This is a genomic window from Rhodococcus sp. IEGM 1306 (assembly GCF_036541985.1).
Taxonomy (GTDB): domain Bacteria; phylum Actinomycetota; class Actinomycetes; order Mycobacteriales; family Mycobacteriaceae; genus Rhodococcus_F; species Rhodococcus_F qingshengii.
In genome coordinates this window covers 1-20,612 of sequence record NZ_JAZHFF010000024.1, presented here as the reverse complement: position 1 = coordinate 20,612, position 20,612 = coordinate 1, and the positions used below count along the sequence as shown (strand labels likewise).

The 20,612-nt window shown below is 60.8% G+C and carries 22 protein-coding genes and 2 pseudogenes; 9 read left to right on the top strand and 15 right to left on the bottom strand.

Annotation, left to right across the window (positions count from 1 at the left end; all coding sequences use genetic code 11):
* The 5 genes and pseudogenes from V3587_RS29880 to V3587_RS29860 form a co-directional block, all read right to left on the bottom strand.
* Nucleotides 1-502, bottom strand: a pseudogene (locus tag V3587_RS29880) (hypothetical protein); the annotation flags it as partial.
* Between the two features lie 14 nt (nt 503-516).
* On the bottom strand, nt 517-651 hold the full coding sequence (locus V3587_RS29875) for an MFS transporter (protein ID WP_238565220.1): 135 nt from the start codon (nt 649-651) through the stop codon (nt 517-519).
* 951 nt (nt 652-1,602) lie between these two features.
* Nucleotides 1,603-1,800: a hypothetical protein gene (locus V3587_RS29870; RefSeq protein ID WP_007732151.1), complete on the bottom strand. Its 198-nt coding sequence runs from the start codon at nt 1,798-1,800 to the stop codon at nt 1,603-1,605.
* A 367-nt stretch (nt 1,801-2,167) separates the two neighbouring features.
* Nucleotides 2,168-2,755 carry a uracil-DNA glycosylase family protein gene (locus tag V3587_RS29865; RefSeq protein ID WP_019749598.1) on the bottom strand — a complete coding sequence of 196 codons (588 nt, stop codon included), beginning with the start codon at nt 2,753-2,755 and terminating at the stop codon, nt 2,168-2,170.
* Nucleotides 2,756-2,891: 136 nt separating this feature from the next.
* Nucleotides 2,892-3,551 carry a carbonic anhydrase gene (locus tag V3587_RS29860; RefSeq protein WP_007732161.1) on the bottom strand — a complete coding sequence of 220 codons (660 nt, stop codon included), beginning with the start codon at nt 3,549-3,551 and terminating at the stop codon, nt 2,892-2,894.
* A gap of 142 nt (nt 3,552-3,693) precedes the next feature.
* On the opposite strand from V3587_RS29860, the gene V3587_RS29855 reads away from it, so the two are divergent.
* The 4 genes from V3587_RS29855 to V3587_RS29840 all read left to right on the top strand — a co-directional run bounded on the left by V3587_RS29855 (nt 3,694) and on the right by V3587_RS29840 (nt 7,156).
* Nucleotides 3,694-4,212 carry a DUF488 domain-containing protein gene (locus V3587_RS29855; RefSeq protein ID WP_007732163.1) on the top strand — a complete coding sequence of 173 codons (519 nt, stop codon included), beginning with the start codon at nt 3,694-3,696 and terminating at the stop codon, nt 4,210-4,212.
* Nucleotides 4,213-4,865: 653 nt separating this feature from the next.
* Nucleotides 4,866-5,048 carry an antitoxin VbhA family protein gene (locus V3587_RS29850; protein ID WP_007732167.1) on the top strand — a complete coding sequence of 61 codons (183 nt, stop codon included), beginning with the start codon at nt 4,866-4,868 and terminating at the stop codon, nt 5,046-5,048.
* Between the two features lie 3 nt (nt 5,049-5,051).
* A complete protein-coding gene (locus tag V3587_RS29845; RefSeq protein ID WP_007732169.1) occupies nt 5,052-5,690 on the top strand; it encodes a Fic/DOC family protein in 639 nt (212 codons plus the stop codon).
* A 1,052-nt stretch (nt 5,691-6,742) separates the two neighbouring features.
* Nucleotides 6,743-7,156 carry a VOC family protein gene (locus tag V3587_RS29840; RefSeq protein ID WP_007732172.1) on the top strand — a complete coding sequence of 138 codons (414 nt, stop codon included), beginning with the start codon at nt 6,743-6,745 and terminating at the stop codon, nt 7,154-7,156.
* Between the two features lie 30 nt (nt 7,157-7,186).
* Here the strand turns inward: V3587_RS29840 and V3587_RS29835 are convergent, their stop codons facing one another.
* From V3587_RS29835 to fdxA, 9 genes are all read right to left on the bottom strand, one after another.
* Complete coding sequence (locus V3587_RS29835) at nt 7,187-7,384, bottom strand: hypothetical protein (RefSeq protein ID WP_007732173.1); 198 nt, start codon at nt 7,382-7,384, stop codon at nt 7,187-7,189.
* Between the two features lie 11 nt (nt 7,385-7,395).
* A complete protein-coding gene (locus V3587_RS29830) occupies nt 7,396-8,589 on the bottom strand; it encodes a globin domain-containing protein (protein ID WP_331703497.1) in 1,194 nt (397 codons plus the stop codon).
* A gap of 31 nt (nt 8,590-8,620) precedes the next feature.
* Nucleotides 8,621-9,070 carry an RrF2 family transcriptional regulator gene (locus V3587_RS29825; RefSeq protein ID WP_019749593.1) on the bottom strand — a complete coding sequence of 150 codons (450 nt, stop codon included), beginning with the start codon at nt 9,068-9,070 and terminating at the stop codon, nt 8,621-8,623.
* Between the two features lie 174 nt (nt 9,071-9,244).
* Complete coding sequence (locus tag V3587_RS29820; protein WP_007733004.1) at nt 9,245-9,481, bottom strand: hypothetical protein; 237 nt, start codon at nt 9,479-9,481, stop codon at nt 9,245-9,247.
* Nucleotides 9,482-9,974: 493 nt separating this feature from the next.
* Nucleotides 9,975-10,463, bottom strand: coding sequence for a molybdopterin-binding oxidoreductase (locus tag V3587_RS29815; RefSeq protein ID WP_238565229.1), 489 nt, complete (start codon nt 10,461-10,463; stop codon nt 9,975-9,977).
* Nucleotides 10,464-10,583: 120 nt separating this feature from the next.
* A complete protein-coding gene (locus V3587_RS29810) occupies nt 10,584-10,994 on the bottom strand; it encodes a DUF952 domain-containing protein (RefSeq protein WP_007733000.1) in 411 nt (136 codons plus the stop codon).
* 30 nt (nt 10,995-11,024) lie between these two features.
* Nucleotides 11,025-11,471, bottom strand: a complete 447-nt coding sequence (locus tag V3587_RS29805; RefSeq protein WP_283377701.1) for a hypothetical protein — start codon at nt 11,469-11,471, stop codon at nt 11,025-11,027.
* Complete coding sequence (ctaD, locus tag V3587_RS29800; RefSeq protein ID WP_283377702.1) at nt 11,468-13,207, bottom strand: aa3-type cytochrome oxidase subunit I; 1,740 nt, start codon at nt 13,205-13,207, stop codon at nt 11,468-11,470. The genes V3587_RS29805 and ctaD overlap by 4 nt, the downstream gene beginning before the upstream one ends.
* 9 nt (nt 13,208-13,216) lie before the next feature.
* Complete coding sequence (fdxA, locus tag V3587_RS29795; RefSeq protein WP_007732994.1) at nt 13,217-13,591, bottom strand: ferredoxin; 375 nt, start codon at nt 13,589-13,591, stop codon at nt 13,217-13,219.
* A gap of 59 nt (nt 13,592-13,650) precedes the next feature.
* On the opposite strand from fdxA, the gene V3587_RS29790 reads away from it, so the two are divergent.
* The 5 genes from V3587_RS29790 to V3587_RS29770 all read left to right on the top strand — a co-directional run bounded on the left by V3587_RS29790 (nt 13,651) and on the right by V3587_RS29770 (nt 19,799).
* The gene (locus tag V3587_RS29790; protein ID WP_019749589.1) at nt 13,651-14,346 is read left to right on the top strand and encodes a helix-turn-helix transcriptional regulator; all 696 of its coding nucleotides are present in this window, start codon (nt 13,651-13,653) and stop codon (nt 14,344-14,346) included.
* 159 nt (nt 14,347-14,505) lie between these two features.
* Nucleotides 14,506-15,186, top strand: a complete 681-nt coding sequence (locus V3587_RS29785) for a hypothetical protein (RefSeq protein WP_007732992.1) — start codon at nt 14,506-14,508, stop codon at nt 15,184-15,186.
* Between the two features lie 179 nt (nt 15,187-15,365).
* The gene (locus V3587_RS29780) at nt 15,366-15,698 is read left to right on the top strand and encodes a cupin domain-containing protein (RefSeq protein WP_283377703.1); all 333 of its coding nucleotides are present in this window, start codon (nt 15,366-15,368) and stop codon (nt 15,696-15,698) included.
* A 209-nt stretch (nt 15,699-15,907) separates the two neighbouring features.
* Nucleotides 15,908-19,489 (top strand): methionine synthase, encoded by a 3,582-nt coding sequence (gene metH / locus V3587_RS29775; RefSeq protein WP_058037460.1) that lies wholly within the window; start codon nt 15,908-15,910, stop codon nt 19,487-19,489.
* A complete protein-coding gene (locus V3587_RS29770) occupies nt 19,482-19,799 on the top strand; it encodes an MGMT family protein (RefSeq protein ID WP_058037461.1) in 318 nt (105 codons plus the stop codon). The genes metH and V3587_RS29770 overlap by 8 nt, the downstream gene beginning before the upstream one ends.
* 153 nt (nt 19,800-19,952) lie before the next feature.
* Here V3587_RS29770 and V3587_RS29765 read toward each other — a convergent pair.
* Nucleotides 19,953-20,555, bottom strand: a pseudogene (locus tag V3587_RS29765) (IS256 family transposase); the annotation flags it as partial.
* Between the last annotated feature and the right edge of the window lie 57 nt (nt 20,556-20,612).

The following is a 20,612-nucleotide window of genomic DNA, read 5'->3' as shown; positions in this document are numbered from 1 at the left end:
TCCCACCAACATGATCCGCGCAAGTGCGGCCGAATGCTGTTGATTCCCAGTTGCGTTCAGTTAAGTTGACAGAGCCGGTGAAACCGTTGTCGGCCGGGTTCGTGGTGCCGGTCAGGCGTAGCTGGAACGCGGCGCTGGTGGTGACTGCGCGCTCGGAGAACCCGATCTCCTTCGCTGCAGCGTCGGCGAGCTTGATGCTGCCGGCCGCGTGGTACGAGACGGAGCGATCCGTGACATCGGTGACTTCGAGTTTGAGTGAGCCGTCCTTGTCGAAGACGTTTTCTGCCGAGTAGGAGGCGGTCTGGTCCTTCTCGTCGGTGAACGGGATGCCCCATCCGTTGGCGGTGGTTTCAGTCGACGTCGCGGAACACGTGAAGCCCGCCCCCGGATCTGCGGAGCCGAGCGAACCGGTCGGTGCGGCATGGGCGAAGGCCGGCGCGATCAGCGCGGCTGCGCCGACGAGGGCAGCGATGGTTCCGGTACGACGAGTGTTCTTGGACATGCGATTGACGCCTCTCACAGGGGAAATTTAAGCTTCCGAAAACCGCCGATCAGAATTCCGGCGATGCCCGATCCGAGCAGTACTGCACCGATCAGATCCAGCGAAGAGCGCAGTCGCACAGCTGATTCCGACGTCGAAGCGAAGATCATGCCGCCGAGCAGAACCAAACCGATGACGAAGAACAGAAAATTAGCACAGACCGGACGGTTTGCGTTAGGCCGAATCGGACAAACCTCTTCTACGGGAGGAGTTAGTTCTTTCGGGTTAGTCCTTTAGTTGTAGTGGGCGGGGCGGTTGGACATCATGTGGCCGAGTTCTTCCGACGATCTCCTGCTGATTCCCGCAGCTGCAACGACATAACCCGGGCCGACGCTGCCAGGGCCGACATCGACCCAACGCAATCACGCCCGCGCAGGAGCACCCGAGAACCTTGGGCATTTTTCACACTCGTCGATCCCTACGAAAACAGGAACTCACGTCTCTGCCAGCGCCCTGATACTGCCTACCCCTCCGGCAACGACAGCCCACCATATTTCTTGAATTCACGCATTTGCTCGTTGCACGTTTCACGTAATTCGGGGAGAACACACATTAGGGCATTCGGCGGCCTGCGCCCCGACAAAAACCAGTGAACGAACTGCCTCCGGAATCGCAGAACGTGCTAACACTTCGTTCGGAGAGTTGCCACATCACGACATGGAGCCGAAACTACAACAGAAACTCGTATCACTTTCCGCCGAAGCATAATTCGTTGTTCAGGCGATGCGACATACGGTGGTGAGTCAACCCGACCTCCTACGCTTCAATCCTGCGGAACGGCAGTCGAGCACCGCTGTGGATCACGTATCGCGATACCGGCGGAGGTCCGGGGTCATCACCCGTCATTGACAGGTACGTGCCGTCGGCACGACAGGCAGGAAGTCCACAGTCTGTAGATCCCATGTTGGAAGGGAACGGCACTGCGGGCCCGGTTGAGATCGAAGCCTTGCGGCACTTGATGATTGCCATGCGGTTTCCCGGAAGAGGATCAACGAGCCGATTTCGCCGCCGTATCGGGACGCAACAACATTCTCTATATCCTGGACTGGACGATTGCTGGCCTATCCGGGGCGAGGGCGGTGCCGGCGGGCGGTACCGCGGTGCCCTCCTTGAGGGAAATGCGTTGCGAAGAGGTGGCCGTCCTCGGCGTAGCGTTCGACGGTGATCCCACAACTCGTGCCCGAGTTCGCTTCCGTGGCTGCTGTGATTGCGTCGTTGTCCGAGTGGAAGTATTCGTCGACGGCCGAACCGTCGGGCATGGTAATTCAGTAGCGATCCATCCCCTCACCATCCGCTGCCGCGATCGAGCAGGCAAGCGTGACGCCCGGCCCGGCCCTACATTCGACTCTCGCCAATGAATTACGGGCGCAGCAATCGTCGGGTCCGAACAGCGAGCCCCCGCGTGGTTGTTCTCCCCGGAACAGTTCGCGGCGTCGAGGTCGGTGAGAGCAACAAAGTGACCACGCCAGTTGCTCAGCTCAGTGGGTCAGCAGGCTCGGCGCTGTCGAGTCGATACGTCGGTCACGCCGAACAGAGTAATCCCGCACTCGACATCGACGCTGGCACATGCGGCACTGACCAGGCGAGACGCGTTCGTAGGCCGTGCACCAGGAGAACCGGCAGCGGTCAAAGGTGGAGGGCCCGAACTGCAGCCTGCGCGATCGGTAACACGTCCTCCTCGAACCACGGGTTCTTCGACAGCCACGGTTGATTGCGCGGAGACGGATGCGGTACAGGGAGATAGCCGAGCGGCAAGTAATCCTCGGCAGCGCGGACGGTATCGGTCAACGACGTTCTGCGATCCCGCCCTAAGTAATAGGCGTGTGCATACTGACCGACCAATACCGTGAGCGCAATGCTCGGCAAGTGATCGTCGAGCCGCGGGTGCCACCGGGCTGCACATTCTCGTTGCGGCGGTTTATCGCCCGAACGTGCTTTGCCGGGATAGCAGAACCCCATCGACGTGAGCGCGACCGTGCCCGGATCGTAGAACTGCGTCGACGTGAGATCCAGCCACCGGCGCAGACGATCCCCCGACGGGTCGTCCCATGCGATACCGGTGGTGTGGACTTTACGTCCGGGTGCCTGGCCGATAATGCGTAACCGAGCGGAGGGACCGGCCTGCACGACGGGCCGCGGACCGTAGGGCAGCTGGTCAGCGCACAGCGTGCACCCTCGGATCTCCGTCAACACATGCGCCAAAGATTCCTGCATGATCAAACACCCCTAAGCCGCGATACGTCGATGACCCGCTCCCCGCCTTCACGCTGGCCTGGCGGCATTCGCGGGATCCCGACAGAAATTTCCAGCCGCCCAGCCGATGGTTTACTGGCGTTCTGGCGCGGTCGTTTCAGGCGAGGCGATCGGCGTCACCGGACTCGGAGCCCGTTGCGGTTTCTCCGACATCACCGACAGTGCCCTGCAGGCGCATCCGGCCGTCCGACAACGCATACGTGACGCCGACGATCGCGCACGTACCCTTGCCCACCTTGTCGGCGATGATCCGCGACCTCTGCATGATCAACGACCCCGTCTCCACCACATGACGACCTTCGAGTTCGTCGACCGTGGACAGACCTTCGTTGCGGCCCATCAGAATCGACGGTGCAACACGCTCGATCACACTACGAATGAAACCATCGGGCACCGCATTCTCGTCCAGAGCGTCCAGCGTTGCCTTCACTGCGCCGCAACCGTCGTGCCCGAGCACGACGATCAGCGGCACGTCGAGGATATCGACGGCGTACTCGATCGAACCGAGAACCGAATCATCGAGCACGTGACCCGCGGTGCGCACGACGAACATGTCGCCCAGACCCTGATCGAAAATGATCTCCGCGGCTACGCGCGAATCTCCGCAACCGAACAACACCGCAGTGGGGTGCTGCCCGTCGACGAGTTTCGCGCGATCGGCAATCCCCTGACTGGGATGAATGGACGCGTCGTTGACAAACCGCTCGTTGCCCTCACGAAGGGACTTCCAAGCAGACACCGGACTCGAACGTGGCATTCATTCATTGTGCACACGACCAGGAACGCCGTGCGCTGGGGGTTGAAACAGGACTTCTCCGCACGTTTCTCGCCTCCCCGCGGCGATGAGCATTTGGAAGCGCGAGTACCTCCCGCACCTGATGATGGAGTGCATGAAACGCATGTATACGGTCGGCCACTCGACACACCCGTTCGACGAATTCGTCGAACTTCTCCGCGCCCACGATGTAGAACAAGTCGTCGACGTCCGCTCCGTCCCCCAATCGCGTCACAACCCCCAGTTCGGACACGATGCCCTCACCGAAGCCCTCCCCAGCCAGGGCATTCGTTATCAATGGATCGAGAGGCTCGGAGGACTGCGCCACACCACGAAAAACTCCATCAACGGCGCCTGGCGCAACACCTCGTTCCGCGGCTACGCCGACTACATGCAAACAGAGCCCTTCCAAGAAGGCATCGACCAATTATGCACCGCCGCAACCGGAGCCGTCACCACGATCATGTGCGCCGAAGCCGTCCCGTGGCGATGCCACCGATCGATGATCGGCGACGCCCTACTCCTACGCGACTACCAGGTCCTCGACATCATGAGCCCCACCTCAGCCAAACCACACACCATGACATCATTCGCGAAAATCGACGGAACACGCATCTGGTACCCACCCGATCCTTCAGAATAGGCCGCTTATGCCCGATGTTCGTTGCCGCGCCGAACCACCACCACTCCTGCCCGGCCGGGGATTGTTAGGGGCGCTCCTCACGCCGCGTTGCTACGCATACTGCAGGGCCCGGAGACCGTCTGCGCGAGCGCAAGTCTTCATCCCTCTGCCTTGACAGGGCAACCGAGCGAAGTCCCGCCCGAACGGAGAATCGGCCGCTGCGGACACCATCCTCCTGGCTGAAACAGAGTATGTGACAACTGCGTCGACTGACTTCACTGTGGGGTGCAACACGGGCCCCCACGCGACTTGCAGGCGTGATCCGCCGATCCGAAAACTTCGTTGCAGGGATGGACGAGGTTCGAACGGATCACCCATCACCGTCCACCGTCCAACTGGCGGTGACGTGACGTCTTCATTCCCCGCTCACCCGTGCCAACCGGATCAGAGCCCCCAGTCACAGTCGGCACCATCACGCGAAGGCTGCCACCCGGCGCCCGCCGATCCAGCACTGCGGTCGTGGTGGAGACGGCCGGAATTGCAGCACAGATTGAGGCGCAGCCGAACAGATCGCTAAAACCAGTTAACGAGCCACGCCCCCACGTCCGTCGACACCGCCTCCACGAGATCTCGGGTCCGTCGACTATTCTGGAGATACCAGGAGGTGAAGTTCCATGACCGAGTTGCAGAAGACCAAACGTCGAGTGAAGACGATCCGGGCTATCCGCAAGAGCACCGAACTCGAGGGCGCCCGCAGCACCGCCGCCACCCGCACGGACCAGCTCGCCTACGCGCGCGGAACGATCACCGCGACTGAGCTCGGCGATCGGGTTCGCCGCCGGTACAACGTCCAGTAACCAGTGCAGCATCCGTGGAATACCGGTGACCTCGAGACGGACTGGCAGGGCTACTTCATCCCCGGCACGGACGTTCTACGTAACCGTGTGGGCGCCGACACGATCGAGGCGCTCAGCGATGCAGAGAACGATCTTGTCGAAGCCCGAATAATCGAACTTCGTGAATCCCCCGGACTCCTCGGGGACCGAACCTATGACCTTACGTTCCTTCAGGCCATCCACCGTCAGCTCTTCCAAGATGTGTACCTCTGGGCCGGCGACGTGCGCACTGTGGGTACAGAGAAGGGCAACCAGTCGTTCTGCCCGCCAGGCAATATTCATCAGGCGATGGATCATGTCGCGTTCGAGATATACGAATGTACACAGCTCGCGACGGTGAGTGAGGTGGGCCTTGCGCGCAAAATCGCATACTTGTACGACTACGCGAACTTTGCGCACCCCTTTCGGGAGGGCAATGGCCGGGCAACTCGCGAGTTCTTCGACCTGCTTCTCTCGGAACGTGGGGCCGGACTCGATTGGCAGAAGACCGACGACGACGAGTTGCACGGTGCGTGCCACACCGCCCGGGCCGAATCCGACAGGAGCGGGCTCATCGAGATGTTCACAAAGATCCTCGACGACGAGCCGGCGTATGAATTCTGACTGTGCTGTACCCGAGCCGATACAGGGGTTGACCCGTCTCACCCACCCCTTTCGCTTTTGAACCCCTAGACAGACCAGAGGCAGCACGGCGGGCGAGCTCGACAGGCGCGTCCGTTCGATCATCTTCGGTGACATCGACTTTCCGTCGGCCCCTGCGGCCCCAGACCGTGAGCTGGTCCCCAAGTGGTCCACACTCAGGTCGGGGCGCCTGCGGTCATCATCTCTGTTCACTGCACCGAAGACAACTATCCCATCGCAAAGACAGTGGTACGCGATGACACGACGCCACAGCGTACGACGAACCTGGATCGTCGCCGGAGGTTGCGTAGTTCTTCGAAACACACCCTGCCCCCGCCGCACCGACCGACGCCGTCTTCTCCGTCCCTGTTGCGGCACAACGATATTAACGTCGATAGTTCGCTGTGCACCGGCGAGAACCACAAATCCGGATCAGGCTCCAGGACCCTCTGACACGGTCCAGACCATCATCCTGACATGAACACAAGCTTCACCTCGTTGAGGAAGGACGCCCTCCCCAATTGTCCACAGCGAGGACCTGCACAGGCCGGACCCCACTGTCACGCGACCGAGAAGCTCTCGAAGAAAGACTGCACCAGCCGATCACCGCAAAGAGAGGACACTCGGACCACGTTCGGTCCTGTGCTGAATAAGTCGGTTGAACCTGTCGAGTGCTCTCTCACGCGGACTCGACAGGTTGCGACGTGCAACGATGCTGACATTACCGCGGGTCAGCGATGCCCGCGTCGATGATGGACCGCTTCTGTTCCATCCCGATCGCCCTCATGCGCGACTCCGTGGGATCGTCGGAGCGAAGGTCCTCGGGTCGGGCACACTAGTCGCGTTGGACCGACCATGCCGACGTCTCCCTTCGCAGATCGAGTACTCGACACGCGGACGGGGAAACGCTGTGTACGCGACAGTGGCGGACGATCTTGCCGCGTTCAGAAGTCGGTTTTGCAGTACGAGCCAGGGTGTCGAGCATGACGGTACTGTGAAGACCTCTGGCCTGCTCGGGAGTTGGGGGACAAAAAATGTGTGCTGCCGCGAAAGTTGCCTCGTCGGTGATGCAAGTAGCCCACTTGGACCGGTCTGTGAGCTACTACTGCGACGTGTTCACCTGCCGTGTCGCCCTTCGCGAACGCGAGGCGGCCCTTCTCCTGACGCCGGACGATTTTCAGATTTACATGTATGTCCAAAAAGACGCATCCCGGCCCAACATCAGCAATATCGGCGTCCGCTACGTCATGTGGTCCGCTGATACCGAAGAAGAATTGGCGCGGATCGGTGCTCGATTACGCGCATACGATGCCTCTACCTTCACCCAGGTAGTCGGTGGAGTGACTTTCGTCGATGGCTGCGACCCTGACGGTATACGTGTCATCGTCGCTTACCCAAGCCCAGAACAGTTACCCCGAGAGCTGATCGCACCACGATTCCACGGATAACGTGCCCGTCGACCACAAGCAGTGGTCCGGTCAGTCCTCGCTGCCGGAGCGGTCGCCGATCCACGCGAGGAGATCTGGATCGGACGAGGTCAGCCGGTCCACTTCCTCGCCGTCGTCGCAGCGTCGTAGTGACACCGTGATCGAGGTGGGGGTTCTGTGCAGAACCCGCCACATCGCTCCGGAACCGGACCACCGCGAAAGAGTTTCCACCGGTTGCTCTTCCGTCATGTCGGCTCCGCTCAGGTGTTGGCCCAGCTGTCGGGCCCGAAGACCTCGTAGTGGATATTCTGCGCCGGGACGTCCCGTTCGAGCAACGATGCGCGCATCGCCAACATGAACGGCATCGGCCCGCAGAGGAAGGCTTGGGTATCGGGCTCCACTGCAATGTCTTGCAAATCCGCCCGTCCTTCGTGAACCGATCCGAACGCCACGTGCGTGCCGAGATCCTCGTACCAACGATGCAAAGTTGCGGCGGGAATCTTGTCGACGAGTGTGCTGAGTTCTGCTCGGTGCGCATGATCGGCGATGGATCGATCCGCATGAATGACAGAGACCGAACGCTGAGCGCCGGTGTTCACGAGATGATTGAGCATCCCGATCATCGGTGTGCAACCGATTCCGGCCGACGCGAGTAGGAGAGGTGAGTTGTCATCCGGCATGGTGAGATCACCGAAAGGCGTGGTGACGGAGAGTTCCTGACCTTCGAATACGTTGTTGTAGAGGAAGTTCGACACTTCGCCATCAGGAGTGCCGGAGATTCGCTTGACGCTGATCCGCCAGTCTGCGCTGCTCGGTATCGAACACAGGCTGTATTGGCGGATCTGGCGAGCGCCGTCGGGCAGCGTAACCCCGACCGAAAGATACTGTCCTGGCGCGAAGGTGGGGAGTGCACTGCCGTCTAGCGAAGTGAGCGTCAGGGAGACGGTATCGGCGGACTGAAGAACTCGTTCGCTGATCCTGACCGTGCGCCAGACGTCACCGGCGTCGACGCCGGCGAGTTGGTAGAGGCCACGCTCCATCGTGATGAGGGTTTCCGCCATCAGCCAGTAGACTTCGTCCCAGGCTGCTGCGACGTCGGGAGTGACTGCATCGCCTAGTATTTCGACGATCGCGGCAAAGAGGTGTTCGTGCACGATTGCGTACTGGTCGGGCGTGATTCCCAGCGACGCATGCTTGTGCGCGATGCGTGAGAGTATGAGATCGACCTTGGCGCTGTCCGGCTCGAGCTGAAGCGTCGCGAATGCCGCGATGGCGCCGGCGAGAGCCTTCTGCTGTTCGCCCTGTTTCTGATTGCCGCGATTGAACAAATCACGTTCGAGTTCAGGAAGTGCGTCGAACATCCTGCGGTAGAACAGGGTTGTGATATCGCCGATGGCGGCGCCGACCACGGGAAGGGTGGCGCGAATGACCTCGGTTGACTGTGGGGAAAGCATGAGCTGCTCCGTTCGGTCGAAATTCGATTGATCAGCCTGCTTCGTCGCTCCGGGTGGTGAGGCGTAGCAGGACAGTTTTGGATGGCTGCCGGATGACGTCTTCGATCGTGACCGCGTCGAGTGAAACGAAAAACGCTTCCTGTGCTTCTCGCAAAGCGCTCCGAAGGAGGCAGCCGCCGCGCAGTGGGCACGGTTTGTCGCCTTCGCAGTCGACGACTTCACCCGGGCCTTCGAGGCGTCTGGCCAGCCAGCCGATGGTGGCGGTGCGGCCGAGTTCGGTGATGGAAAGCCCGCCGCCGCGACCGCGCCTGGTTGTGACGATGCCAAGCTCACCGAGCCGTGTAACCACCTTGGTGGCATGGGAGTACGACACGTTGAGCTGCTGCGCAATTACCCGGGTACTGGGGGAGGCATCGGCGTCGAGTACGGCCAACCGCATGACGACGCGCAATCCCAGATCGGTGAACTGCGTCAGTTGCATGATCTGAACCTACATAATTCGCATCTGAGATGACTATTTATGTGAGGGGGATCTCAAACGAAGGCCCAACGCACCACGTCGACATGGTCGAGAACGCTGTGAAGCGGCACCGACCGTGCAATATTGGTTTGTTGCCGAAAGGTCGAGTCGAGCACATCGTCCCGTAGTGCACTCTCAGAGGACGGAGGTAAATCCGTACCGTCGACGCATTTCCTTGAGGTTGGCGACGTCGTTCGTGCTGAAACTCGTTGCAGCTGACCATTGCAGCGCTTGCTCGTAGTCCTCTCGCCATTGGTCGATCTCACGGGCGGTGAGGCGAGTGACGGTCGGTTTCTGTCCCCCGGCTACGGGTTCGAATTGTGCCAGAAACACGGCGAGCAATGCGGCTTCGCGCCGACATCTGCTCGTCATGGCGTCACCGTCTTAACGCTGATTGCGGCCGTACGGAATGGCACTGCAATGATCCCGCAAGCATCGATCGGATCTCGGTGAGACAGCTCGATGCGTCGAACGCAACGACGGACAAATAATGTACAGGGACTTTCGTTCCGGAAAAGCACTGTGCTACATAGTTTCATTGCTGGTGGAGCTCCATTCGGCCCCGACCTCATGAAGAACGAACAACTTTCAAGTAACTCACCGTAACAGTTCAATCCGGATTATCGCTAACCCCAAGCTATCGACGGTTCGCTCACCTACATCGCACCCAAACGGCAACTGTCGACGGTGTAACGGCTGTGGGGACTCGATCTGGAATCGGTCTGCCGCCGAAGACCGTCGTACACTTTTGCGTCGAGCGACTTATCAACAGTCGAGCTTGAGATCGCACGTGTAGGCATCGGCCCCATGTTGCACGGTTGGGTCCGTCGCGCGCTGTCCGCAAGGGATCGGCAGGAACAGGCTTTTAGATATGAAACCACTCCCGGCCAGGAGTGCTGTGCCGGGTCCAGTACAGCCGAGGGTGGTCGGTGAGAACCTGTATGCCCGACCGGATGATGAAGACCATCAGAAACAGATTGAGAAAGTGTTGCGCACCCAACCATGCAGGAAGGGCAGACGTTTCCCCTGGGCGGACCTCGCCGACTCCGGGGTGCTGTTCGATGAACACCTGCACCGACGACAACCCACGCAAGTGCTGTGCCGCAGCCATTGTCGCGATCAGGACGACGAATCCGATAGGGAGCAGCCAGAGCAGGTTGAACCGCTTGCTGTGGCCGATGCGCATACGAGGTGTGATGCCGGTGGCATATGGCACCGAACCCGCCCAGGTGACAGGGTCGACGACGTCCGCGCCTGGGATCAATTGCGTGCGGAAGCTTTGCGCCACAGTAGGAGTCCGCACGGCATCGGGGTCCGCTCTCGGCGCTGTAGACGGATCGGTGGAGTCAACCATCGGTTACATCCAAACGCTGTAGGTGACACCGGCTAGGTAACTGGCGTGCAAAAATTGTTCGAGGACCTGACCCTGCTCATCACTATTGGTCGGAAAGTCGGCTTACCTGAGTTTTGTCGGCTACCGCGTCGTATCTCGGAGCGTATATGCGGACATGTCGGGAACGACCCATTCCCCGCCGACTTCGTCGATCGGGAGAACATCGAGGACGATGTCCGGATCCAACGGTATTGCTCCGAGGATCCGGGGAACCCGTGTGTCTGCACCAGGAGGTGATGGGTTGCGCTCGTCCCACCTGATCGAGACCCCCGCTGCAAGGAGAGCATCCTGATCGACAACTACCACTACCAGTGGAAGTCGGAGGTCTCCGTACACTGTCGCGAGAACATTCTCGAGATCCCCTGCAGTGGCAGCGTGGACGAAGCCAACCTGATCGAGAGTCTTTGCGCGGGTTGATCCTTCATATTCTCCGAATCGTTGAGCGCCTTCCCAGTCATCAGCAAGGGCTATGTGAAAAATGCATTCGTTCATCGGGAACCTTTCGTGGAAGTGGTCCGGGTGTCAGTGAAGACATGCGGTCAACACCTGGAACAGGGAGATGATCGCACTGATCAACAACACGACCTTCACCAACTCGAAAGCGATGTACACCACGTGTGTCCTCGAACGAGGTAAGACTTCTCCGGCAAGGATTCGGTCTGACCGTTCACTCAGCCGTGGTCGGATCGCCGCAACCTGAACAACGAGCACCGACACGGCTAGTACAACGAACGTCAACGCGGGGACGGCAGGTTTCGCGACCGCGCACGATGCCAGCAATATCAGTGCCAGAACCAACTCCACCGCGTTCAGCGCGGTGAAAACCTTGCGGCCGATCCCGAGCCCGATGGCCGGGCTCACTCCGGGAGCGCGAAACTTGATCGGTGCTTCCAGGAAGGAAATCGCAGCGACCATCCCGAGCCAAAAGACCGGCAAGATTAATTGCGCGTAGCGTGCCGCTTCGGTCATAGGCCATCGACCTCACTGGACGGGATCGAGTTCGGTCCTTCCACTACGGCTGTGGAAATCTTCCTTCTAGCTGCTTCGGTCCTCATTCGTTCGACCATGTGTGGGTAATGCAGTTCGAACGCGGGACGCTCGGAGCGGATCCGAGGCAGTTCGGTGAAGTTGTGCCGCGGCGGCGGACAACTTGTTGCCCATTCGAGCGAATTTCCGTAACCCCACGGATCGTCGACCGTCACGACCTCTCCGTAGCGGTACGAGGTGAACACGTTCCACACGAACGGCAGCAGTGACGCTCCGAGAACAAACGAACCGATCGTCGAGATCGAGTTCAGCGTGGTGAATCCGTCCGAGGGTAAGTAGTCGGCATACCGCCGCGGCATGCCTTCGGCGCCGAGCCAATGTTGAACCAGAAAGGTTGTATGAAAACCGACGAAAGTCGTCCAGAAATGCCACCTACCGAGTCGTTCGTTCATGAATCGTCCGGTGATCTTCGGGAACCAGAAATAGATCCCGGCGTATGTGGCGAAGACGATGGTCCCGAAGAGAACGTAGTGGAAGTGCGCGACGAGGAAATACGAATCGGTGACGTGGAAGTCGAGGGGCGGGCTCGCCAGTATCACCCCCGACAGACCGCCAAAGAGGAAAGTGATCAGAAATCCGAGCGAGAACATCATCGGCGACTCGAAGGTCAGTTGTCCTTTCCACATCGTTCCGATCCAGTTGAAGAATTTGACCCCGGTGGGTATGGCAATGAGAAAACTCATCATCGAAAAGAACGGCAGCAGAACGGCTCCCGTGGCAAACATGTGATGTGCCCACACTGCCGCCGACAGCGCAGAGATGGCGATCGTCGCGTAGACGAGTCCGGCATAGCCGAAGATCGGCTTGCGGGAGAAGACGGGAAAGATCTCCGAGACGATCCCGAAGAACGGTATGGCCACGATGTACACCTCGGGATGTCCGAAGAACCAGAACAGATGTTGCCACAGGATCGCACCACCGGTGGCGGGATCGAAGAGATGCCCGCCCAAGTGTCGGTCCACGAGCAGACCCATCAGCGCTGCTGTGAGAATAGGAAAAGCCAACAACACCAGGATCATGGTGATGAAGACATTCCACGTGAAGATGGGCATCCGGAACATCGTCATCCCGGGTGCTCGCAAACAGATCACGGTGGTGATCATGTTGACCCCGCCCAAGATGGTCCCGACGCCGGCCAGTGCGAGTCCCATGATCCACAGATCTCCGCCGACACCTGGTGAATGCAGTGCACTGGTCAGCGGGGTATATCCCGTCCATCCGAAGTCCGCGGCTCCGCCCGGGGTGAGGAATCCGGATACGGTGATGAGCGCACCGAACAGGTACAGCCAGTAGCTGAGCGCGTTCAGTCGCGGGAACGCGACATCCGGTGCACCGATTTGCAGGGGAAGTATGTAGTTCGCGAAGCCGAAGACGATCGGAGTCGCATACAGCAGCAACATGATCGTGCCGTGCATGGTGAAGAGCTGGTTGTACTGCTCGTTCGAGAGAAACTGAAGACCGGGGACGGCAAGTTCGGTCCGGATCAGCAGGGCCATCAATCCGCCCAACATGAAGAAGGCGAACGAGGTGACCAGATACATCACGCCCAGCTTTTTTGGATCGGTCGTGGTGGCAGCGGAATAGAGGAACGTGCCCTTGAACCCCCGGCGTTTCGGGTAGGGCCGCGAAGGAAGGAGTTCTGTCACAACGGGAGTCATGGGCCACCCTCACTGCTCGCCGAACGGCGGTCCGCCATCCGGATCGCCCGGGTGCGGATACCCGCCTACCAACTCCGTATCGACGCCGACGCGACCACGCTTCGCGGCCCCACCCGGAGATCCCACCACCTCGGCCGCTCCGGGTAGTAGACGATGAAAGAAGTGAGCGTTGTCGTCGATGAAATCTTCCCAGCGGGCGGGCACGTCGGATTCGTACGAGATGGCCTCGACCGGGCAGACCGGTTCGCACGCTCCGCAGTCGATGCATTCGTCCGGGTGGATGTAGAGCGACCGTGCCCCTTCGTAGATGCAGTCCACCGGACATTCCTCGACACATCCTCGGTCCATCACGTCGATACATGGTGCAGCGATCACGTACGTCATGAGCGGCCTCCAGGACACTGCCTATTTTCGAGGACATCTTTCCTCTAAAGTCTTACAGTATGGCGATACGAAAAGGAACAGGGTCGGCACGCGCCGGTACTCATGCAGTACTGGCGTCACGGCGCCGAGTCCAACTGCTGGACGCCCTGCGAGCCGGCGCGGAATCGATGACCGCCGCCGAACTGGCCGATTTGTGCGATCTGCATGTGACCACAGTTCGGTTCCACTTGAACGCACTGATCGAGGTCGGTCTGATCGCGAAGGAGACCGAACACAACGTCACCCGTGGGCGTCCACGCCAGCTCTACCGGGCACAGAATGCACTCGGGTCAGGAGTCGGCGCCACCTCCGGATACGAAAAGTTGGCTCACGTTCTGGCGGCCCACTTCGCACGCCAGAGCGACGGCACCCCGGAGAACCTCGCCGAGGCTGCGGGCAGACAGTGGGCGAGCGACGAACTCGGCGCAACCTCCGGAACCGGCCGGCCGACAGAAGAAGCAGCGCTCGTCGTCACCACCTTGTTCGCGGAGATGGGGTTCGATCCGGAACTCGAAACCTCGACATCACCGACGCGGATCCGATTGCACGCCTGCCCGTTCGAAAGCGTCGCCCGACAAAACCCCGGCGTTGTCTGCTCCTTGCACCTGGGCTTGATACGCGGGGTCCTGACACGACTCGGCGCACGCCAGATCGAGAGCACGCTCACCCCCTGGGACACCCCACATACGTGCCTGGCACAACTGGAGCAGCAATGACACACAGGATCGTGTACATCGATGTTGCTGTCGCGCAGTCGCATTCCCCTCCCCCGCTCGTTGTGGGACCGCCGGTGTACTCGCACCTATTCGCCGTTTCGCGGACCGCACCGAGACAGGAACAGTTGGACACTTCCTCACGGCAAGGGATTACATCCCATGAGCATCTATCGCATCATCTGGTGGGTCGCCGCAGCGGTCCTTACCGCGTCAGGGGGGATCGTCGCATTCCTCACCGTCTCTGCCGACGTACTGATATCGGCGATGATTGCCGCAGTATTGATCGGAGCGGGTTCACCCTGGTTGCGACCGATCACACTTCGCGCTACCCCACCACCGCGAACCCTCCTGGCGATTGCGCTACGAGACGGCGCTACGTGGGCGGCAGTCGTGGCCGGTGTCATCGGATTGATCGCGCTCTCCGGCGCTGCTGCCTTACCGCTGATACTGCTGATGACCCTCACCTCTCCCCCGGTGTCCCGCTATTGTCACGGCAGGGTCAAGTTCACCCAGTCACCCCCGTGCTCGCCGACAAGCCCTCTGATCCACACCAGCGCCGTCGAGGTGCCGCTTCTTCCGCTACCGGACTGCAGCGACCTGTCGAACGAAGCCCTGTGCCGATGTTGGCGCGTGAGTTATGCGGCGCTGCACCATGATCCATCGACACCGACTCCGGACGCGCTGCACCTCGCGCGTACCCGCGAGCGTTACCTCGACGAACTCGAACGTCGCGATCCTCGAGGATTCGCCCGATGGCTCAGCAGCGGCGCTCGTGCCGGTAGTGACCCCGCGAAGTTCCTCACCACACGAGATCATCCGCAACCCCCGACACAGGCCTGATGGAACCTCGTGCACGATGCCGATACAACTACATGATCCCGGGCGGACTTCGATCACGACTGTGTAGATGCCGCACACACACCAACCACCAGAGAAACCTACTCGCAACCTCGTAGCCGACGAGCCGAAAACGACGTGAACCCTCGACGGCACCGGACAAATGACAGAAAGCGACCATCGTGGAAAAGATGTCTTTGACAGCGCTAGCGCGCCAACTCGCCGACAAGGCGAAAAACTCGAAGAGCGGCCGCAGCGCTCGTACCGTGTACGGCGGCCATGAGCACGTCCTGCGTCAAACTGTCATCGCGCTGGCTGCGGGGCAAAGGCTCGACGAGCACGAGAACCCCGGGGAAGCGACCGTCTACGTGCTCACCGGTCGGGTACGCCTGTGCGCAGCCGAAAACGCGTGGGAGGGCTCATCCGGCGATCTGTTGATCGTCCCGAATGCTCGGCATTCTCTCGAAGCGTTGGAGTCCTCGAGCGTACTGCTGACCGTCGCCAAAACAATCTGAAAGTATCGACGGCCTTCTGCGGCCACTGATTCGACCGTTATCCTTCTGTTTCGTTGTCGATCACGATCGAGTTGCCGAACTGTGCCCTGCTCTTTCTCTGGGTGCGGGTCTGCGGCGCTGTCTCGTGTCGATGACAACCGACCTGTGAGGTAAGTGCATTGAACCGATCCGAGACCAACGCTCCGATCGCCCCTGTGTCCTCGGAGTCCATGACCGGCGGCACGTCCGGCCCGTTGAACTCTGCCCTGCTTGATGCGCTGAAACAGCGCGTTGTCATCGGCGACGGAGCGATGGGCACCATGTTGCAGGCCGCGGACCTCACCCTGGACGACTTCCTCGGCCTCGAGGGGTGCAATGAGATCCTCAACGACACCCGTCCCGACGTGCTCAAAGACATCCACCGTGCGTACTTCGCCGCTGGTGCCGATGCCGTCGAGACCAACACCTTCGGTTGCAACCTGCCCAACCTCGCCGACTACGACATCTCTCACCGGATCCGCGAACTCGCGGAAAAAGGCACTGCTCTCGCCCGTGAAGTAGCGGACGAGATGGGACCAGGCCGCGACGGCATGGCCCGATTCGTACTCGGCTCGATGGGACCGGGAACCAAGCTCCCCAGCCTCGGGCACGCACCGTACGCAGTCCTTCGTGACGCGTACACCGAAGCTGCGCTCGGCATGATCGACGGTGGCGCCGACGCCATCCTCGTCGAAACCTGCCAGGACCTGCTTCAGGTGAAGGCGGCCATTCTCGGCAGTCAGCGCGCGATGGAGCAACTCGGACTGCGGTTGCCGATCATCACGCACGTGACGGTAGAGACAACTGGAACGATGCTCCTGGGCAGTGAGATCGGTGCGGCGCTGACGGCACTCGAGCCACTCGGTATCGACATGATCGGCCTGAACTGTGCCACCGGGCCGGCCGAGATGAGCGAACATCTCCGGCACCTGTCCAAGTACTCGACGCTGCCGGTGTCGGTCATGCCCAATGCAGGTCTGCCGCAGCTCGGCCCCAAGGGCGCCGAGTACCCGCTGACCGCCGACGAATTGGCCGAAGCCCTCAGTGGTTTCGTTTCCGAGTTCGGACTCGGCCTCGTAGGCGGCTGCTGCGGTACGACACCCGAGCACATCAGCGCGGTCGCCGACGCGGTCCGTCAGGTCGAGAAGGCCCAGCGCACCCCGATCCACGAGCCGAGTACCTCTTCGCTGTACTCGGCGGTGCCGTTCGAGCAGGACGCCAGCATCCTGATGATCGGTGAACGCACGAACTCCAACGGCTCCAAGGCTTTCCGCGAGGCAATGCTCTCCGCGGACTACCAGAAGTGCCTGGACATCGCCAAGGACCAGACTCGCGACGGCGCACACATGCTCGACCTCAACGTCGACTACGTGGGCCGCGACGGTGCCGCCGACATGTCGGAACTGGCCAGCCGTCTGGCGACGTCCTCGACGCTGCCGATCATGCTCGACTCCACCGAGCCTGCCGTGTTGCAGGCCGGTCTCGAACACCTCGGTGGCCGCTGCGCTGTCAACTCCGTCAACTACGAGGACGGCGCCGGCCCCGAATCGCGTTTTCACAAGATCATGACGTTGGTCAAGGAGCACGGCGCGGCGGTCGTCGCCCTGACCATCGACGAAGAGGGCCAGGCTCGCACCGCCGAGACCAAGGTCGCCATCGCCAAGCGTCTGATCGAGGACATCAAGGGAAACTGGGGACTCGCCGAGTCCGACATCATCGTCGACGCCTTGACCTTCCCCATCTCCACCGGTCAGGAAGAGGTGCGACGCGACGGCATCGAGACCATCGAAGCCATCCGTCAGCTCAAGGCTGCGTACCCGGAACTGCACTTCACCCTGGGTATCTCGAACATTTCGTTCGGTTTGAACCCGGCCGCACGGCAGGTCCTCAACTCGGTGTTCCTGCACGAGTGCACCGAGGCCGGTCTGGACACGGCGATCGTTCACGCGTCCAAGATTTTGCCGATGGCGCGAATTCCGGACGAGCAGCGTGAAACCGCACTCGACCTGGTCTACGACCGTCGTAGCGAGGGCTACGACCCGCTGCAGAAGCTGATGGCTCTGTTCGAGGGTGTCTCGGCTGCGTCGGCGCGCGAGTCCCGTGCGCAGGAACTCGCCGGACTTCCGTTGTTCGACCGGCTCGAGCGTCGCATCGTCGACGGCGAGCGCAACGGCCTCGACGACGATCTCACCGAAGCGATGACGGTCAAGTCCCCGATCGAAATCATCAACGAGACACTGCTTTCGGGCATGAAGACCGTCGGTGAACTGTTCGGTTCCGGACAGATGCAGTTGCCGTTCGTTCTGCAGTCCGCCGAGGTCATGAAGGCAGCAGTTGCGTTCCTCGAGCCGCACATGGAAGCGACGGACGACGACGGCAAGGGTCGCCTCGTCATTGCGACGGTCAAGGGCGACGTCCACGATATCGGCAAGAACCTTGTCGACATCATCTTGAGTAACAACGGTTACGACGTCGTGAACCTCGGCATCAAGCAGCCCATCGCGACCATTCTCGATGCTGCGATCGAGCACAAGGCCGATGTCATCGGCATGTCCGGACTGCTCGTGAAGTCGACAGTGGTCATGAAGGACAACCTCAAGGAACTGAACTCTCGCGGTGTCTCGGAACAGTTCCCGGTTTTGCTGGGTGGTGCCGCGCTGACGCGTTCGTACGTCGAGAACGATCTGCAGGAGGTGTACGAGGGCGACGTCAGCTATGCCCGCGACGCCTTCGAGGGTCTGAACTTGATGGACCAGATCATGACGACCAAGCGCGGCGGCGGCCCGGCGCCGGACAGCCCAGAGGCCATCGCTGCTCGCGAGAAGGCTGCCGAGCGTAAGGCACGTCACGAGCGTTCCAAGCGCATCGCCGAAAAGCGTAAAGCTGCAGCGGTTCCCGTCGTCCTGCCGGAGCGTTCCGATGTCGCAACCGACATCGCGGTGCCGACACCTCCCTTCTGGGGCTCGCGCATCGTCAAGGGAATCTCGCTGTCCGAGTACTCGGGGCTGCTCGACGAGCGCGCTCTCTTCCTCGGCCAGTGGGGCCTTCGCGGTCAGCGCAAGGGCGACGGTCCGACGTACGAGGAACTGGTCGAGTCGGAAGGCCGTCCGCGGCTCCGGTACTGGCTCGATCGGCTGACGTCCGAGGGCATCCTCGCGCACGCCGCGGTTGTGTACGGCTACTTCCCGGCGATCTCGGAGGGCGATGACGTCATCGTGCTCACCGAACCGAAACCGGATGCACCTGAACGGTTCCGGTTCACCTACCCGCGTCAGCATCGCGACCGTTTCCTGTGCATCGCTGACTTCGTGCGCTCGCGTAAGGAAGCAGAAGCGACCGGGCAGGTGGACGTTCTTCCGTTCCAGTTGGTGACGATGGGTCAGCCGATCGCGGACTTCGCCAACGAGTTGTTCGCGTCGAACTCGTACCGTGATTACCTCGAGGTTCACGGAATCGGCGTCCAGCTCACGGAATCTCTGGCCGAGTACTGGCATCGACGCGTTCGTGAAGAGCTTGTGCTCCCCGAGGGGCATACCGTCGCGGAGCAGGACCCGACCGAGGTTGCCGGCTACTTCGATCTCGAGTACCGCGGCGCTCGTTACTCGTTCGGATACGGCGCGTGCCCGGACCTCGAGGATCGTGCCAAGTTGGTGGCGTTGCTCGAACCCGAGCGAATCGGCGTCGAATTGTCCGAAGAACTGCAGCTGCATCCCGAGCAGTCCACGGACGCTTTTGTCCTGCACCACCCGGAAGCAAAGTATTTCAATGTCTGAATTGTCGACCGAAGTAAACGAAGAAGGACCCTCTCCATTCGCTCGCCGCGTCCTCGACATCATCGACGGTATCCCTGCAGGCCGAGTAATGACATACGGACTGATCGCCACCCTCGTCAACGGACACCCTCGCCAAGTCGGGCAGGTCATGACCCGTTGGGCAGACGAAACGCACTGGCACCGCGTCGTCTACGCCAACGGCACCCCGGCCGCCTGCCACGGCAATAATGCTCTCGCCCTACTACGCGGTGAAGGAACGCCCATGCGCGGCGATCGAGTGGACCTAGCACTCGCGCTCTGGAACGACTGAGCGACGCATGCCCCAATTCGGTCACGCTGCCCTGACCGAACCCTTCCCCCGCACATCCGCTAAGCGTCGTGCTGCGTTACGTCGACTGCCTGCGACCGTGTCACGGAGCGGCGCAAGGGTCTATCTCGCTAACGGTGTTTCGGCGGATTTCCATCAGTAAGTTTCCGATCCCGGCCAACGATCGGCGAACGTGATCGCAAACGCGTTCAGAGCAGGCTTCCACCTCGTTATCCATCGTGCCTGGCCCTTGCCTGTCGGGTCCAGTGAACGCGTCACCAGATAGAGGCACTTGAGCGCAGCAGCCTCGGTGGGAAAATGGCCACGAGCCTTGACAGCCCGCCGGTATCGGGCATTCAAGGACTCAATCGCGTTGGTAGAGCACAGCACTCGCCGTATCTCGGTGTCGTAATCCAGGAACGGGATGAACTCCTGCCAGGCGTTGTTCCACAATCGGATGATCGCCGGATACTGCTTGCCCCAACGGTCTGCGAGATCGTCGAACGCTGCCCGCGCTGCCGTCTCGGTCGGTGCGGTGTAGATCGGCTTGAGATCGTGCTTGAGCGCATCCCAGTGCTGCCGCGACGACAGTCGAAACGTGTTTCGGATCAAATGGATTACACACGTTTGGACCGTCGCGGCCGGCCACACGTTCTCGACGACCTCCGGTAGACCTTTCAATCCGTCGCAGACCAGGAAGAACACGTCCCGGGTGCCCCGATTTCGAATGTCGGTCAAGACGGACATCCAGAATTTGGCGAAAGCGCACAGGTTCGCGCGAACCTGTGCGAGGTGGCACCTGCATTGTCACGGGTT

What these genes read in the sequence shown, in the direction of transcription:
- V3587_RS29875 (WP_238565220.1), bottom strand. Translation starts at nt 651, where the DNA reads ATGATCTTCGCTTCGACGTCGGAATCAGCTGTGCGACTGCGCTCTTCG.
- V3587_RS29870 (WP_007732151.1), bottom strand. Translation starts at nt 1,800, where the DNA reads ATGCCCGACGGTTCGGCCGTCGACGAATACTTCCACTCGGACAACGAC.
- V3587_RS29865 (WP_019749598.1), bottom strand. Translation starts at nt 2,755, where the DNA reads ATGCAGGAATCTTTGGCGCATGTGTTGACGGAGATCCGAGGGTGCACG.
- V3587_RS29860 (WP_007732161.1), bottom strand. Translation starts at nt 3,551, where the DNA reads ATGCCACGTTCGAGTCCGGTGTCTGCTTGGAAGTCCCTTCGTGAGGGC.
- V3587_RS29855 (WP_007732163.1), top strand. Translation starts at nt 3,694, where the DNA reads ATGTATACGGTCGGCCACTCGACACACCCGTTCGACGAATTCGTCGAA.
- V3587_RS29850 (WP_007732167.1), top strand. Translation starts at nt 4,866, where the DNA reads ATGACCGAGTTGCAGAAGACCAAACGTCGAGTGAAGACGATCCGGGCT.
- V3587_RS29840 (WP_007732172.1), top strand. Translation starts at nt 6,743, where the DNA reads ATGTGTGCTGCCGCGAAAGTTGCCTCGTCGGTGATGCAAGTAGCCCAC.
- V3587_RS29835 (WP_007732173.1), bottom strand. Translation starts at nt 7,384, where the DNA reads ATGACGGAAGAGCAACCGGTGGAAACTCTTTCGCGGTGGTCCGGTTCC.
- V3587_RS29830 (WP_331703497.1), bottom strand. Translation starts at nt 8,589, where the DNA reads ATGCTTTCCCCACAGTCAACCGAGGTCATTCGCGCCACCCTTCCCGTG.
- V3587_RS29825 (WP_019749593.1), bottom strand. Translation starts at nt 9,070, where the DNA reads ATGCAACTGACGCAGTTCACCGATCTGGGATTGCGCGTCGTCATGCGG.
- V3587_RS29820 (WP_007733004.1), bottom strand. Translation starts at nt 9,481, where the DNA reads ATGACGAGCAGATGTCGGCGCGAAGCCGCATTGCTCGCCGTGTTTCTG.
- V3587_RS29815 (WP_238565229.1), bottom strand. Translation starts at nt 10,463, where the DNA reads ATGGTTGACTCCACCGATCCGTCTACAGCGCCGAGAGCGGACCCCGAT.
- V3587_RS29810 (WP_007733000.1), bottom strand. Translation starts at nt 10,994, where the DNA reads ATGAACGAATGCATTTTTCACATAGCCCTTGCTGATGACTGGGAAGGC.
- V3587_RS29805 (WP_283377701.1), bottom strand. Translation starts at nt 11,471, where the DNA reads ATGACCGAAGCGGCACGCTACGCGCAATTAATCTTGCCGGTCTTTTGG.
- ctaD (WP_283377702.1), bottom strand. Translation starts at nt 13,207, where the DNA reads ATGACTCCCGTTGTGACAGAACTCCTTCCTTCGCGGCCCTACCCGAAA.
- fdxA (WP_007732994.1), bottom strand. Translation starts at nt 13,591, where the DNA reads ATGACGTACGTGATCGCTGCACCATGTATCGACGTGATGGACCGAGGA.
- V3587_RS29790 (WP_019749589.1), top strand. Translation starts at nt 13,651, where the DNA reads ATGGCGATACGAAAAGGAACAGGGTCGGCACGCGCCGGTACTCATGCA.
- V3587_RS29785 (WP_007732992.1), top strand. Translation starts at nt 14,506, where the DNA reads ATGAGCATCTATCGCATCATCTGGTGGGTCGCCGCAGCGGTCCTTACC.
- metH (WP_058037460.1), top strand. Translation starts at nt 15,908, where the DNA reads ATGACCGGCGGCACGTCCGGCCCGTTGAACTCTGCCCTGCTTGATGCG.
- V3587_RS29770 (WP_058037461.1), top strand. Translation starts at nt 19,482, where the DNA reads ATGTCTGAATTGTCGACCGAAGTAAACGAAGAAGGACCCTCTCCATTC.